Raw genomic sequence first — 15,905 nt, forward strand, 5'->3', positions numbered from 1 at the left:
CATACTTAGATTTTTCTTATGTTCGCTCATCGGAACAAAATTGGCTTGTCATTGTGTAATTTGCCAGTAAGAAAACTGTAAGCAACCTTTTGACACCCGAATCCTATAAAAAACTTCTACACTTTTCTCTATGAGAAACACATCTTACACTTTTCTCCTGTAACCTAAAAATGCAGGCGCAAAGTCACCCTTGCTCCTGCATCTTTCTCTTTCAACAAATGGATTATTCTTCTTCGTCATCTGGGTTGTCTTTTGCCCATCCATATGCGTATTTTACCGCTTTGTTCCAGCCTTTTCGTTTTGCATGACGCTCTTCCTCGGACATCTCAGGCTCAAAAACGCGGTCTATTGCCTGATTGTTTACCACTTCTTCTTTGCTGCTCCAATAGCCGACTGCAAGACCTGCTAAGTATGCAGCACCAAGTGCTGTCGTCTCAACGCATTTTGGTCTCTTGACCGGAGCGTCAATCATGTCTGCCTGGAACTGCATTAAAAAGTTATTGGCACTTGCACCACCATCCACTTTCAATGAGGACAAATCAATGCCTGCATCCGCGCGCATTGCATCGATGACATCACATACCTGAAGTGCGATAGATTCCAAGGTGGCACGAATGATATGATTCTTGTTCGTTCCACGTGTGATTCCGACAATCGTTCCTCTTGCATACTGATCCCAGTGTGGCGCACCAAGTCCGGTAAATGCCGGCACTACATAACAGCCATGTGTACCGTGTACTTTTTTTGCCATATATTCTGAATCCATGGAGGAATCAATCATTCTCATATTGTCACGAAGCCACTGGATTGCTGCCCCTGCCACGAAAATAGAACCTTCCAGCGCATAATTTACTTTTCCATCTAAGCCCCACGCAATTGTGGTAACAAGCCCATTCTTGGAAAATACCGGCTTTTCTCCTGTATTCATCAAAAGGAAACATCCGGTTCCATACGTATTCTTGGCTTCCCCTTTCTTAAAACAGGTCTGTCCAAACAGGGCTGCCTGCTGGTCTCCGGCTGCACCTGCAATCGGAATCTCGTCCCCTAAGAAAGACGGGTCCGTATAACCATAAACCTGGCTGGATGGTACCGGTGTTGGAAGCATCGATTCTGGAATATCAAGTTCTTCCAAAATCTCTTTATCCCAGCATAAATCGTTAATATTAAACAACATGGTTCTAGATGCATTGGAATAATCTGTTACATGAACAGCACCTTTCGTAAACTTCCAGATTAACCAGGTCTCAACGGTACCAAACAGAAGTTTTCCTTCTTCTGCTAATTTTCTGGCATCCTTCACATTATCTAAAATCCACTTAATCTTTGTCGCAGAGAAATAGGCATCAATGATAAGTCCTGTCTTCTTGCGGTAACACTCTTCTAATCCTTTTTTCTTCAAGCCATCTGCAATATCTGACGTACGGCGGCACTGCCATACAATTGCATTATAAATTGGTTCTCCTGTCTCTTTATTCCAAACGATGGATGTCTCACGCTGATTTGTAATACCAATTGCTGCAATATCAGCCGCAGTCGCTCCAATCATATTCATTGCCTCTACGGATACTCCAAGCATGGATGACCAAATCTCATTTGCATCATGCTCTACCCAACCAGGATTTGGGAAAAATTGACGAAACTCTTTCTGTGCCATAGAACAGATTTCGCCTGCCTCATTGAATAAAATACAACGGTTGCTTGTCGTACCGGCATCTAATGCCATCACATATTTTGCCATGTAAGAAACCTCCTTCATTATGCCCCTTATTAATTTACAACCCGATACATTGGAATAGCAGCCGGGGATGTCCCTCTCTATACATCCATGGCTGCTATTCCCTGAAATCGAAGTTCCCCGGTGAAGCAATGAGAACCACTTTCTTTTAACCCCATTTCTAAAAGCGGCCACGAAAATAATTCCTACTGCTGGCCCCATCCAGCCATAAGAAATAAAATCATCTCCACTCTCCGATTCCACTGTATTTGATTTATTTGTATTATAGCACAAATGTAGTTGAATTACAAATATTTTTTTGTGCATTTTTACATTTTCTTTTTCTTTTTTCTTCTTTCTTCTTTGTCATATCACACAAATGTATGTTAAATTTTTAACTATTGACTTATGTAGGATGGTTTGGATGGTTTCCTTGGGGCTGGGCGTTCCACTTTATTTGGCGGATTAAGCATGGCTTTAGGTGGTTTTTGTGGATTTTTAGATTTTCTGCTCTATTGACCTGGCGGCTTTAGGTGCTTTTTTAGGATTCTTAGATTTTCTACTCCATTGACAGACTATGATTAGAGTAGAAATCGCATAAGTTGTTAAAAAACACCTAAACCTCTATCACCCTATGTCGTGAACTCACAGTTTTCATAATTTAACCTTTATAGTTAAACATTACCCATGTCGTGGACTCGCAGTTTTCATAATTATAATCCGCCTTTCTGCGAAAGGCACCAATGCGTCATGAAACACTTTGGCTAACTTCCGCTTTTCTAATTTATATTCCTTCTGATATTATTTACCTATAAGACTGACACACTACAGAACACGTGGAGGTGAGTGGCGGGGCTGTATAGCGGCGACCTCGTATAATTATTTGTTGTCGGTCATCCGTTAAGGCATCAATGATTGGCGCATAACGTAGCCCGTAAACTTATCTCTTCCAAAGTCGACTCGATTTTGCCGGATGACCAGTCACTGTCAGTTTTATAACGCTAAATCATCAGGAGGTACTTTTATTGTCGTTTAAAATTCTCAAAAATAACTGTTGTGGTCTTGACGTCCACAAAACCTGGATCTATGCCTGTATCGGCATAACTGATTCCCTGAAACGTACCGAGTATAAAGAAGCCCGCTTTTCTTCCTTTACCAAAGGTCTGCAGGAGCTGTGTGACTGGCTTTCCAAATACAACTGTACGGATGTCTGCATGGAATCTACCGGTAAGTACTGGATCCCTGTTTTTAATGTTCTGGAGAAGAATAACATCTGGGTTACTCTTTCCCACCCCAAATATACCAAACCGCAAAAAGGCAACAAGACTGACCGCAAGGATGCTAAATGGATTTGTGACCTATATATGTGTGGAATGGTAAAACCTTCCTTTATTCCACCGGCTGACATCCGTGAATTAAGAGATTTAGTAAGATACCGTTTCAAACTCACTTGTATGATCACCGGTGAGAAGAATCGTGCTCATAACTGTCTTACTGTTTCTAACTTAAAACTGGATGATGTCTTTTCTGATATATTTGGTAAATCCTCCCGTTCCATTACGGAACAGATTTTACAACACCCTGGGGAAACATTTGATGTGTCACCTTTTGTGGATAGCAGATGTAAGACTCCTACCGAAGAAATACAAGCTGCTGTTGATGGTGCCATATCCAAACAACAAGCTGTAAAGCTCAGACAATGTTTAAATCACATTGATGAATTAGAAATGCACAAAGTAGAAATAGAACGGGAAATCTTTCGTCTCAGTGATAAGTATGAAAGCATTCTCAATCTTATACGAACCGTACCTGGATTCGATAAGACCCCAATGACTGCTATTCAGGTGCTTTCTGAAATCGGAGGTGATATGTCTGTCTTCCCCACAGCTAAAAACCTCATATCATGGGCTGGATGTTGTCCCCGTAATGATCAAAGCAATCATAAAATCAAATCCACTAGGATTTCCCGTGCTGGTTCTTATTTTAAACCAGTTTTGGTGCAAGTTGCAAATGCTTTAATCAAATCCAAGAAACACCCAGAATTTACAAACCGTTATCGACGTATAAAAGCACGTCGTGGTCACAAGAAAGCTATCATTGCCATCTGTCGTATGATCCTGACCGCTATCTGGCACATACTCACAGATCTAAAACCATATACGCCTGAAGGTTTTCTTGAATCGCGACCTGTGAATAAATCCAAAGTATTGACTACTTCACAGGCACTTAATTTAATGAAGCAGCGAGGCTACATTATCAAAGATGATGTTGTTCCTGTTACCTGATTAGGTGTTGTGTATATATTCAATTTTTAAAACCGACTGCTTAGGCGGTTTATTTGCTATGCTCTTTATTTTTAGGCTGTCCTCTACTTGTTTGTTTCAAACTTTAACCTTTATACGTAATTATTACCTATATAATAGACTCGCAGTTTTTCAAACCAATACCACCTTACAAGGTCATACCTGAAAAAAGACATGCTATTTTGCCACATTCACAACACCCGCATACACCACTACGTCTGTGATGATAGACAGCACCAAACTATGAGAACTATGCTTTTCAAGTTTCTCATCGTTGTCACTGTACTCGTCAAATTTCCTGTAAGTACTCATGCTTCTCACTGTACTCGTCAAATTTCTTGTAAGTACCCATGTTTCTCACTGCCCGCGCAAAGAAATACTTTTGAATCATTTCATTTTCTATTTACACCACTACTCTATCCAAACAAAAAGGAACCGCGTTCCTGCGATATCTCTCTATTCGACCAGTAGAGAACATATCGCAGGAACGCGGTTCAATTGACTTTATGCTTTATAGCTCGTTTCTACAAGAACTTCCGATGGTAATTCTTCTTACTTTTCCATCAAAAGTTCCATTGTTGCCTTTTTCCTATTACAATTCAGCAATGAACTCTTCCACTAATTTTGCGCAGTGTTCTGCAGCTTTTTTCTCAAAGGTTGGGTAGTCCATCTCTGCTGAGTTATCTGCTTTATCAGAGATTGCACGTAAAATGACAAAAGGCACTTCATTTAAGTATGCAGCCTGGCCGATTGCAGCTCCTTCCATCTCGGTACAGAGTGCATGGAAATTGGATACAATGTTGTCTTTTACTTCTTTATCACAGATGAACTGGTCTCCGCTGACAATACGTCCCTGGAATACTTTGATTTCTGTGTTCACTTTTTCACAGACACTCTTTGCAAGTTCCGCCATCTTCTCATCAGCAGGGAAACTTAATGTTCCAAGCTGTGGCACCTCACCAAGCGGATAGCCAAAGACACGCACATCCATATCATGCTGTAACACATCTGTGGAAACGACAATATCTCCGATGTCAATTCTTGCATCCAGGGAACCTGCGATACCGGTATTGATAATGTGTGTTACCCCAAATACATCGGAAAGAATCTGTGCGCAGACTGCTGCATTGACTTTTCCAATACCACTTCTTACGATGACAACCGAAACGCCATTTAAGGTTCCTTCAAAAAATTCCATTCTTGCTTTCTTCGTTGTCTTTGTCACCTGCATTTTAGATTTTAATGTTTCAACTTCGAGCTCCATCGCTCCGATAATTCCAATTTTTTTCATTTGTTATCTCCATTTTATTTGATTCGGGTACCAAATCCTTATTTTCAAAAATTTCCGGCGCCTCTTTCTGTCAAAAACTGCATATTTCTCTTTCTGCATAAGCTCAACATAAAGTACCCCGGAAATTTTATTTTACTACATTTGTAGCAGATATTCAATTAATTTGTGACCTTTTTCAATGAAGTTGTCGGTCTGTGCTGCCTCTTTTTCATTATAATGCCAGGTTTCGGTTCTTGGCTTTGTGCTGTCATAGAGCAGGTATGGCACGCTTTCTGAAGAGTGCGTACGAATGCAAATTGGCGTTGGATGATCTGGTAAAATTACCATTCTAAAGTCCTCACCTGCTGCCTCAAGACCTTCTACAATCGGCTTGATGATACGGGAATCTAAGCGTTCAATCGCCGTTACTTTCTTTTCTACACTGCCCTGGTGCCCCATCTCATCCGGTCCTTCTAAGTGAACATAAACAAAATCATAGTTATCCTTGGTTAAAACATCCACTGCTGCCTGGGCTTTTCCTTCATAATTAGTATCAAGTCCGCCATTTGCCCCGTCTACCGTAATGACTTTCATAGAAGAACCAACTGCAATTCCTTTCAAAAGGTCAACCGCAGAAATCATCGCACCTTTTAAATGCGTCTTCTCTTCAAACGGAGAAAGGAATGGCTTGGTTCCAGCTCCCCAGAACCAGCAGGAATTTGCCGGATGAAGCCCTTTTTTCTTACGCTCAATGTTGATTGAATGATTCACTAAAATGTCATAACTCTTTTTCATCATATCATAAAGATCTTTTTGTTTTGGCAGTTTATCACCAATCTTCTGACCTAAAATATCATGTGGCTGCACTAAATCTACAACCTCACCATGATCCCAGATTAAGCAGTGACGGTAGCTTGTGCCCAAATAAAAACGATAAATGTCTGTCTCTAACTCTTTCCGGACTGCCTCAAGCAGCACGGCACAATCTTCTGTGCTGATTTCACTGGCACTGTGGTCAATCATGGTACGTTCCTCGTAAGTATCCTCTTCCTCGGAAAGTGTTACGATATTACAGCGAAGTGCTACGTCGGTATCCTTCATTGGTACGCCGATGCTAAGTGCCTCCAATGGAGAACGGCCGGAGTAATATTTTCTTGGATCATATCCCAAAACGGACAGGTTTGCTGTATCACTGCCCGGCTTCATTCCATCTGGAATTGTGTGCACCATTCCGATTTCACCTTTTGCTGCCAGTTCATCCATGGTTGGTGTTTTTGCATACTCTAACGGTGTCTTGTTTCCTAAACTTTCGATTGGACGGTCAGCCATACCATCCCCTAAGATGACTAAATATTTCATATGCTCCTCTTTTCTATTTCACAGTCTGTTTTAGATTGTGAAATTCATAACAATCTCTACTTTACTCTCACAAAATCTGCCAGATATATCCTACTTACATAACTATTAGAAAATCTGCCAAATATTTCCTATTACATAAGCAAATAGGCAGGAATTACCCTGCCCATTTTTTAATCTGTCACACGAATCACGTTAAGAACTTCTGCCAGCTGTTCTTTCTTTGCCTCAAAATCAGCCTCTTTCATAACACCTGTTACGAATCCGACCTCATTCTCGACACCTTCTGCCTCCACAAAAGTTACGTTTCCAAACAAGGCTTCCACCTCGTCCTTTGAAGCATTTGCGCGGACAAAAAATTTATTTTCTGATTTTTTGTAGTCTACGAGTTCCATCTTCTTAGAACTCCATTCCACTGCAACATTCACATTGCGGTGTTTCGCCATATCAACAATGTCTGCAACAACCGCACTTGCAGTAGGCAGTTTTCCGGCACCACTACCATAAAACATTGCATCACCTAATACATTTCCATGCACAAAAATAGCATTAAATACATCGTTGACATTATAGAGCGGATGCGCCGGTGGAAGTAAAAATGGCGCAACCATTGCAACATAGCCGTCCTCTACTTTTTTACTTGTTGCAAGAAGCTTAATCTTACGGTTCATTGCCTTTGCATAGCGGATATCTGTTGCAGTAATCTTTGTGATACCTTCTGTGTGAATATCTTCGTAATCCACCTGCTGTCCGCATACTAAGGATGTTAAAATCGCAATTTTACGGCAGGAATCATATCCTTCGATGTCTGCTGTCGGATCTTTTTCCGCATATCCCATATCCTGGGCATCCTTTAAAACATCATCGAATTCTGCACCCTGCTCTGCCATTTTGGTCATCATGTAGTTTGTAGTTCCATTGACAATACCTGTGATTTCTTCAATCTCGTCTGCTGTTAAACAGGAGTTCAATGGACGGATAATCGGAATACCGCCACCAACACTTGCTTCAAACATGAAGTTCACGTTCTTTTCTTTTGCAAGGGCAATCAGTTCAGCACCCTTTGCAGCAACCAACGCTTTGTTTGATGTCGTAACGTGTTTTCCGGCCTCTAACATTGCTTTTACAAAAGTATACGCAGGTTCTACGCCACCCATTGTCTCAACTACAATCTCAACTTCCGGATCTTCTAAAATAGTCTTGTAGTCGTGAACAATTTTTTTCTCCATCGGGTCGCCTGGGAAGTCTCTTAAGTCAAGTACATATTTTACCTCAACTTCATCCTTGGCGCGTTTTGCAATGTTGCTTTTATTGATGTTCAAAACTTCTACGACACCTGAACCGATGGTTCCGTATCCCATTACTGCTACTTTAATCATGATGTCCTCCACTTTTTTAATCTGTTCTACTCTCTGGCTAAAATCTTAACGTAATGAACGCCTGGCAAAAGTTCTACTCGATGTACCATTTCCTCGATGTCTCCTGTCTGTGGCAATACATCCATACTGAAAGTCAAAGATGCAATTCCGTTAATCGGAATACTCTGGTGAATTGTTAAAATATTCACATGAAATTCTGCAATAACATTCAATACAGTTGACAAAAGACCTGGCTCATCATCCAGCTGAATGACCAGCGTAATCGTCTTTCCTTTTGTTGTCTCGTGAAATGGGAAAATATCGTCTTTGTACTTATAAAAAGAACTTCTGCTGATTCCAACCATTTCCGTAGCGTCCTGAACCGATGCTGCCCTTCCAGAATCCACCAGTCTCTTTGCTTCGACAACCTTTAATAAAACCTCAGGTACTGCTTTTTCCTTTAATACAAAATATGCTGTTTTCTCTGCCATATTCCAAACATGCCTTTCTCTTAAATTTTAAAACATCCCTCTTCTAAGGAGCCTAAGCCTTTACAACCCATTGTGTTCTTTCCACGCTTACATTTGTCCTCATGAGGAAGATAATAACACAAAGAGGCTGCAACCGCAACCTCTTTTTCCTTTATCTGGTATTCCCTTTTGATATGGGTACTATTCCGCAAAAGGTTTTTCATGTCAAAAGTTCTTCTACGAATCCATACCAGTATTTGCTTTCGGGCATCCTAAGGACAGCCACTTCAAGTAACCATTTATGAACATATTGATGTTTCCATCCATGACACTGTCAACATTTCCGGTCTCAACCCCTGTTCTGTGGTCTTTGACCATGGTGTATGGCTGCATGACATAGGAACGAATCTGATTGCCCCAGCCATTGTCTGTCACTTCTCCACGGATTCCCGCTGCTTTTTCTGCGTTCTCCTGCTGCTTTAACAGATAAAGCTTTGCCTTTAACATCTGCATCGCCTTGTCCTTGTTCATATGCTGGGAACGCTCATTCTGGCACTGCACCACGATTCCGGTCGGAAGATGCGTGATACGGATTGCAGAAGAAGTCTTGTTGATGTGCTGTCCACCGGCTCCGCTGGAACGATAGGTGTCGATTCGAATCTCATCATCGTTAATCTCAACATCCAAATCCTCTTCAATGTCCGGCATAACATCACAGGACGCAAAGGAAGTCTGTCTTTTTCCTGCCGCATTGAATGGCGAAATACGAACTAGACGATGCACCCCTTTTTCTGATTTCAGATAGCCGTAGGCATTCTCCCCGTTTACCTGGAAAGTAATCGACTTGATTCCCGCCTCGTCTCCGTCTAGGGAATCTAACACTACTACTTCAAATCCCTTATCCGCAGCCCATCTTGTATACATACGATAAAGCATCGAACACCAGTCACAGGACTCGGTTCCACCTGCTCCCGCATGTAAAGAAACAATGGCATTGTCCCTGTCATATTCCCCGGAAAGCAATGTCTTGATACGAATTGCCTCGTAAGTTTCTGTAAACTCATGCAAAAGTTCCTCAATCTCTGGAATCAAAGAGGCATCATTTTCCTCATATCCCATCTCGATTAAGGTTTCCATATCTTCAAACTGTGTCTTTAGCTGTGCGTATGTGGCAACATCGTCCTTCATACTTTTCAGCTCTTTCATCTTGTTCTGTGAAACCACCGGATCATCCCAAAAGGACGGTGCTTCCATTTCCCGCTCTAATTCCTGGATTTTTTGCTCTTTATTCGCCAGGTCAAAGTGAATCCCTCACTTCCTGTAGCGGTTCCCTGTATGTATTCAGGGTTGTCTTAAACTGATCTAACTCGACCACAGTATCACCTCTTTCTTATTTTAAAATCTATCTTACAATATCGTTCGGTGGCACACGCGGTTCTTTCTCCCCGTGTTGGCACCTTATTGGGATTTTCCCCAACGTCTATCTATTTTAAGGGATTTTTCCATTTTTCGCAAGTCAGATAACAAAGCAGCAAGCCAAGCATTGCACCCAGTGCGTCAATCAGCACGTCTCTTACCTGTGCGCTGCGTCCCGGTATAAAATACTGGTGGAACTCATCGGTTGCGGCATAGACCACCGTAAAAAGAAAAGCAAGCACATCATTCTTCCTTGTGCCTCTGCTCCTTTTCCCTGCGCGAAGATGCATAAACAGCAACAGTGCCAAAAGCGCATACTCGCTCATGTGGGCAATCTTTCGAACCGGAAATTCTATCATCTGCGCAATCTTTTGCTGCATCTGGCTGGACCAGTCAAGTGAAAATGCCTGGTTTACTTTTGCAACCAAACCATCGCATACACCACTGCTTAGTTCACCAGACGTCACGCCCGGCTGATTGGAAAAATGAAAAATCACAACCATCCAAAGAATTATCAGAATTCCGGTAACGATGGATTCTTTTGTTATTTTTTTCACAAATTGCTCCTTACTGGTTCAACTTCTCGTTTAATACTTCGATTGCTTTCTGTATCTGATTGTCGTATGCCTTATCGTAGCCTGCATCCTGATCCCCGGTGTATTCATATTCCAGCTCGATATCCGGTTCGATTCCGACACCGTGAATGTTATTTCCTTTTGGTGAAAAATATTTGGCTGTCGTAAGTTTTACCGCATCGCCATCCTCCAGTGGGAAAATGGTCTGCACAATACCTTTTCCAAATGTGGTTGTACCAATCAAAGTTCCATACTGATAATCTTTGATTGCACCTGCTAAAATCTCAGAGGCAGACGCACTGTCACCGTTTACCAAAACTGCGATTGGAACATCCAGATAGGTGTCACCACTTGAAGTGAAGTCCTGTCTGTTTCCATTTTTATCCTCCGTATAAACAACCACGCCTTCCGGTAAGATGTCATCCAGAATCTGTACCACAGAAGTTACCATTCCGCCTAGGTTGTAACGGACATCCAGCACGAGTGCCTTCATTCCCTGGGACTGTAAATCTGCAATCGCATCCTCGAACTGCGTTGCTGTTCCTTTTTCAAACTGCTGAATGTAAACGTAACCAATCTGATTATCGAGCATCTCATGTGTCACACTTGGGAGCTGCACGTTCTTACGCTCTACGTCCACGGAAATATTTTCCCCGGTAGACGGACGATAAATCTCTAAGTGAACCGTTGTTCCTTCTTCCCCACGAATCAGCTGTACCAAATCCGATACTTCCATGGATGTCGCCTCCACATCGTCAACAGATTCGATAATATCATCATCTTTTAGTCCTGCTTCCTCTGCTGGCGTTCCTTCGTACACTTTTGAAATAGAGACAACCATCGTATCCTCATCCTGTCTGAGTCCGGCACCGATTCCATAATATTCTCCTGTTGTACTAATCTGGCTTGCCTCATATTCCTCCGCAGTATAATAAACAGAATACTTATCCCCCAGTCCTTCTAACAATCCTTCGCAAAGTCCATCCTGCAGCTTCTGTGTATCTGTCTCATCATAGTAATACATATCCACATATGCTGCTAATTCCTTGATTTTGCTGACGGTATCCTTGTCTAAAATCTCGGACGCCGTATCCCCCTTGCTGACCGTACTTGTTCCATTTCCGGTACTGATGACAATATTTGTCCCTGTTGCCTTGCATCCAATATAAAAAGCAAAAACTGCTACCAGGATTGTTCCTGCAATTCCTGTGATAAGTCCTTTTCCAAAACCAGGCTTTTTGCCCGGATTCTTTGTTTCCAAGATTTCTTCTTGTGTTTCTTCTTTACGTTCCAACTCCTGATCCTGCATCTTTCTCTCCATTCCTATGCCAAATTTTTCCTACGCTGGCACCTGTATTTCATTATATAAAAAAACTCTGTTAAATAACAGAGTTTTTTCGAAATTCATATTCTTTTCACTTTTATCTGGAAAGGTAATTCCACGGGCTCACATAGGAACCATTCAAAGATACACCAAAGTGAAGGTGGTTTCCGGTCGAAATACCGGTACTTCCTACTTTGGCGACCACCTGTCCCGCCGTCACATTCTGCCCTGCTGAAACGCAAAGTGATGAAGCGTGCATGTATACGGTATACAATCCATTTCCATGGTCAATCATCACGTAGTTACCACCGGAGCTGCTATACGCCGCCGTCACAACTTTTCCATCTGCTGCTGCCACAATGTCGGCTCCATAACTTGCACCGATATCAATTCCCTTGTGATTCGATGACGCTCCTGCTGTCGGCGAAACTCTCGTTCCATAATCACTTGTCACACGCGTACTGCTTGGACAAGGCCAGCGGAATGCCCCGCCATTATACTCATTTGCCTTATCATCAGCCGGTGTCTCACCTCCACCGGTATCCGTCGAACCGTCACCGGTATTCTGACCATCCTGCTGTCTCTGCGCTTCTTCCTGCGCTTTTCTTGCTTCCTCTGCCTTCTTCGCAGCCTCCGCCGCCTGAATCTGTGCAATCATTTCATCCTGCGCCTGAATCTCAGCAGCGTAATAATCCGCTTCTGTCTGCGCATCGGAAATATCATCCTCGATACTTGCAAGCTGTGTCTCCTTCTTTTCCATCAAAGACGCAACCGCCTGTTTTTGTTCCTCTACCTCAGCCTTCATATCTTCAAGGTCTGCATATTCCTGCTTCAATACCTCCTCGGTATCTGCGATATAAGAAACGGTATCTTCGTACTCTTTTAACTTTGTCCGGTCATAGGATTCAATGGCAGAGATATACTCCGCAGCATTCAAAAACTCAGAGATACTTTTCGACGACAAAAGTAGTTGTAAATAGGTCGACTGGGAATTCTCATACATGAACTGGATTCGAACCTTCATGTCTTCATACTGATTCGCTGCATCCTCCTGCGCCGCCGCAAGCTGTTCCTGCGTATCCACAATCGCATTGCTCTTGTCTGTCAGCTCCTGCTCTAAACTTGTAATCTTTGCAGAAATTGTCACAAGCTGTGCATTCAAATCTGCAATTGATTCTGACACATCTCCCTTTGACTCTTTTAAATCATCGAGCAGAGACTGTGCCTTTTTCAAAGCTTTTTCTAACTCTTTCTTTTCTGACTGTGCCTCCGACAAGCTGCCTGAAGCTGCCCACACAGGACGTTCCACTAAAAACGTCCCGCATAAGCAGCAAATCAAAGCAACTGCTATCATCCGCTTCCAAATCATTTTTTTCTTCATATTACTATACTTTCAAATGCTTTCTAATCGTGAATCTACTTCCAATAAAACCAATTCCTACACCTAGAATCAATGCTACCGGAACCAACGTGTGGAACACTTGATTTACCGGCAGGAAATTCATCATACTGCTGATAAACTTGAACTTATCTGCAATGTATACAATTACTTTTCCATAGAGGACATACAAAAGTCCAAGCGGAATCGCAGATCCAATCAAACCAATCAGAATACCTTCTACGACAAACGGTGCACGGACAAAATAATCCGTCGCGCCAATCAGTTTCATAATTCCAATCTCCTCACGCCGCACGGAAATACCAACGGTAATGGTATTGCTTATCAAAAAGACTGCAACACAAAGAAGAATCAGGATAATGCCTACCGAAATATAGCCAATCAGCTTATTGAAGTCTGTCAAGGTATTGGCAACAACCTCAGATTGTTTCACTTCGCGGACACCATCCACGGATTCCAGATAAGTAACCAATGTACTCTGCATGGAAATATCATTCATGTAGATTTCGTAACTTGCACAGTTTGCAAGTGGGTTGTCGTTTGCAAAACTGCTTGCTGCTTCTTCGTTTCCATCAAAATAGATGTCCTTAAAATCATTCCATGCGTCTTCTGCCGAAATGTATTCAATGTTGGAAACTTCTGCACGTTTCTTAATCATATCGCCAATCTGGTCAATCTGTTCCTGCGAAATTCCATTGTCAAAAAAGACAGTTACCGCAACACCGGACTCTGCATCTTTTACCATACTCTGGAAGTTTGTCACAATCGAATAAAACAGTCCAAACAAAAAGATACATGCTGCCATGGTTGCCATCGAGGCAAGCGAGAACATCTTGTTTCTCCAGATATTGACAATACCCTGTTTTACGCTATAAAAAAATGTACTAATTCTCATTGTCATCACCCTTATTGTCTGATACGACAACACCTTTCTTCATTGTGATGACACGTTTGTTCATCTTTTTTACAAATTCCATATTGTGGGTAACAACCACCACGGTCGTACCCTTGTTGTTGATTTCCTCTAAGAGACGCATAATCTCCCATGCATTGTTGTTGTCCAGATTACCGGTCGGCTCGTCCGCAAGCAAAATCTTTGGCTCGTTAATCAAAGCTCTTGCAATTGCCACACGCTGCTGTTCACCACCGGACAACTGTTTGGGAAAAGAACGGTATTTTGCCGCAAGCCCAACCATGGAAAGCATGAGCGGCACATTCTTCTTGATGGAACGTGTCGGTGCTCCGATGACTTTCTGGGCAAACGCAACATTATCATAAATATTTCTATCCTTTAACAAGCGGAAATCCTGAAAAACGACACCGATGTTTCGGCGGAATTTCGGGATTTGCTTATGTTTAATCTTATTTAACTCTTTATCGTTAATCGTAATGGTTCCCTCTGTCGGCTCCAGTTCCTTCAAAAGCAACTTAATCAAAGTTGATTTTCCAGAACCACTGTCACCAACAACGAACACAAATTCTCCTGCTTCAATGTCAAGGCTCACATCATTCAGTGCCGGAATTCCAGCTGAATATGATTTGCTGACATGGTCTAACTTTATCATGGCTACCTCCTAACTGCTCTTAGTAATCCAATGACTCCATGTATTTCATATACTTCACAACCATAAGGGCAATCTTAAACGTGATTGCATCTTCAAAAACACGAAGATCTAATCCTGTAAACTTCTGCAATTTATCCAATCTGTATACCAGTGTATTTCTATGAATATAAAGCTGTCTGGATGTCTCGGAGACATTCAGGCTGTTCTCAAAGAACTTATTAATTGTGGTAAGTGTCTCTTCGTCAAAATCATCCGGAGACTTTCCGTCGAAAATCTCTTTGATAAACATTTTGCAAAGCGGAATTGGAAGCTGGTAAATCAGACGACCGATTCCCAATGTGGAGTATGCAATTACATCCTTATCTTCAAAGAAAATCTTTCCTACATCCAATGCCATTCTGGCCTCTTTGTAAGAACGGGATACTTCCTTGATCTCATTCACAATTGTTCCGTATGCAACATGCACGTCAGTATCTGCATCGGTACGGAATAAATTCACAATGACATCGGCTGTCTTGCTTAGGTCACTGTAGCTCTCATTTTCTGCAACTTCTTTTACGACAATGATATTTTTCTCATCAACTGCCGTTACGAAATCTTTTGATTTGCCGCCAAAGACACTTCGAATCTTCTCAAGTTCATTTCCGTCTTTGTCGCGGTTTGTTTCCACAATAAATACAACTCGACGGACGTCTGTATCAATATGAAGCTTCTTTGCACGATTGTAAATATCTACCAATAACAGGTTGTCTAACAAGAGGTTCTTGATAAAATTATCCTTGTCAAAACGCTCCTTGTATGCAACCAGCAAATTCTGAATCTGGAAACTGGCAATCTTGCCTACCATATAGACGTCATCACTGTCTCCATTTGCAAGAAGAATGTACTCTAATTGATGATCGTCAAATACCTTAAAAAACTGGCATCCATTCACAACCTGGCTGTCTGCAGGTGATTCTACAAATGCCTGTGCCGGCTCCACGTACTGATCCGCTTCCGGAAATGTTGCTGCAAGCACCTTCCCTTCCACATCAATGATACATAAGTCTATTCTTGTTATTCCTTTTAATCCGTCAATCGTATTTTGAAGTATTTGATTTGAAATCATAATCTTTGCTCCTTCTCATTTTGTTTCCACAAAACACTGCATCGGCA

Annotated in this window: 15 protein-coding genes; 1 reads left to right on the plus strand and 14 read right to left on the minus strand. The window is 41.9% G+C overall.

Annotated elements, in window-relative coordinates:
- Positions 1 to 223: 223 nt before the first annotated feature.
- Positions 224 to 1,738, minus strand: a complete 1,515-nt coding sequence (gene glpK / locus BIV16_RS10745) for a glycerol kinase GlpK (protein ID WP_075680787.1) — start codon at positions 1,736 to 1,738, stop codon at positions 224 to 226.
- A gap of 1,001 nt (positions 1,739 to 2,739) precedes the next feature.
- Between glpK and BIV16_RS10750 the strand changes: the two genes are divergently transcribed.
- Positions 2,740 to 3,999: an IS110 family transposase gene (locus tag BIV16_RS10750; protein WP_075680103.1), complete on the plus strand. Its 1,260-nt coding sequence runs from the start codon at positions 2,740 to 2,742 to the stop codon at positions 3,997 to 3,999.
- A gap of 195 nt (positions 4,000 to 4,194) precedes the next feature.
- Here BIV16_RS10750 and BIV16_RS10755 read toward each other — a convergent pair whose 3' ends face one another.
- From BIV16_RS10755 to BIV16_RS10815, 13 genes are all read right to left on the minus strand, one after another.
- Complete coding sequence (locus BIV16_RS10755) at positions 4,195 to 4,329, minus strand: hypothetical protein (protein WP_278335608.1); 135 nt, start codon at positions 4,327 to 4,329, stop codon at positions 4,195 to 4,197.
- Between the two features lie 280 nt (positions 4,330 to 4,609).
- Complete coding sequence (locus BIV16_RS10760) at positions 4,610 to 5,308, minus strand: 5'-methylthioadenosine/adenosylhomocysteine nucleosidase (RefSeq protein WP_075680788.1); 699 nt, start codon at positions 5,306 to 5,308, stop codon at positions 4,610 to 4,612.
- 135 nt (positions 5,309 to 5,443) lie between these two features.
- On the minus strand, positions 5,444 to 6,646 hold the full coding sequence (locus BIV16_RS10765; RefSeq protein ID WP_075680789.1) for a cofactor-independent phosphoglycerate mutase: 1,203 nt from the start codon (positions 6,644 to 6,646) through the stop codon (positions 5,444 to 5,446).
- A 170-nt stretch (positions 6,647 to 6,816) separates the two neighbouring features.
- Positions 6,817 to 8,022 (minus strand): homoserine dehydrogenase, encoded by a 1,206-nt coding sequence (locus tag BIV16_RS10770; RefSeq protein ID WP_075680790.1) that lies wholly within the window; start codon positions 8,020 to 8,022, stop codon positions 6,817 to 6,819.
- Positions 8,023 to 8,048: 26 nt separating this feature from the next.
- On the minus strand, positions 8,049 to 8,492 hold the full coding sequence (locus BIV16_RS10775; RefSeq protein ID WP_075680791.1) for an ACT domain-containing protein: 444 nt from the start codon (positions 8,490 to 8,492) through the stop codon (positions 8,049 to 8,051).
- 20 nt (positions 8,493 to 8,512) lie between these two features.
- A complete protein-coding gene (locus BIV16_RS10780) occupies positions 8,513 to 8,695 on the minus strand; it encodes a hypothetical protein (protein ID WP_075680792.1) in 183 nt (60 codons plus the stop codon).
- 13 nt (positions 8,696 to 8,708) lie between these two features.
- A protein-coding gene (gene prfB / locus BIV16_RS10785) for a peptide chain release factor 2 (protein WP_143524755.1) occupies positions 8,709 to 9,846 on the minus strand; the annotation gives its coding sequence in 2 pieces (ribosomal slippage) (positions 8,709 to 9,770 and positions 9,772 to 9,846; 1,137 coding nt in all).
- Between the two features lie 109 nt (positions 9,847 to 9,955).
- A complete protein-coding gene (locus BIV16_RS10790; RefSeq protein WP_242940389.1) occupies positions 9,956 to 10,444 on the minus strand; it encodes a VanZ family protein in 489 nt (162 codons plus the stop codon).
- Positions 10,445 to 10,454: 10 nt separating this feature from the next.
- Positions 10,455 to 11,771, minus strand: a complete 1,317-nt coding sequence (locus BIV16_RS10795; protein ID WP_075681030.1) for a S41 family peptidase — start codon at positions 11,769 to 11,771, stop codon at positions 10,455 to 10,457.
- Positions 11,772 to 11,883: 112 nt separating this feature from the next.
- Positions 11,884 to 13,167, minus strand: a complete 1,284-nt coding sequence (locus BIV16_RS10800) for a murein hydrolase activator EnvC family protein (protein ID WP_075680794.1) — start codon at positions 13,165 to 13,167, stop codon at positions 11,884 to 11,886.
- Positions 13,168 to 13,171: 4 nt separating this feature from the next.
- Positions 13,172 to 14,080 (minus strand): permease-like cell division protein FtsX, encoded by a 909-nt coding sequence (gene ftsX / locus BIV16_RS10805; protein ID WP_075680795.1) that lies wholly within the window; start codon positions 14,078 to 14,080, stop codon positions 13,172 to 13,174.
- Positions 14,070 to 14,750, minus strand: a complete 681-nt coding sequence (ftsE, locus tag BIV16_RS10810) for a cell division ATP-binding protein FtsE (protein WP_075680796.1) — start codon at positions 14,748 to 14,750, stop codon at positions 14,070 to 14,072. The genes ftsX and ftsE overlap by 11 nt, the downstream gene beginning before the upstream one ends.
- Positions 14,751 to 14,769: 19 nt before the next feature.
- The gene (locus BIV16_RS10815; protein ID WP_075680797.1) at positions 14,770 to 15,858 is read right to left on the minus strand and encodes a PucR family transcriptional regulator; all 1,089 of its coding nucleotides are present in this window, start codon (positions 15,856 to 15,858) and stop codon (positions 14,770 to 14,772) included.
- Positions 15,859 to 15,905: the final 47 nt, after the last annotated feature.

This window comes from Roseburia sp. 831b (assembly GCF_001940165.2).
Lineage (GTDB): Bacteria > Bacillota > Clostridia > Lachnospirales > Lachnospiraceae > Roseburia.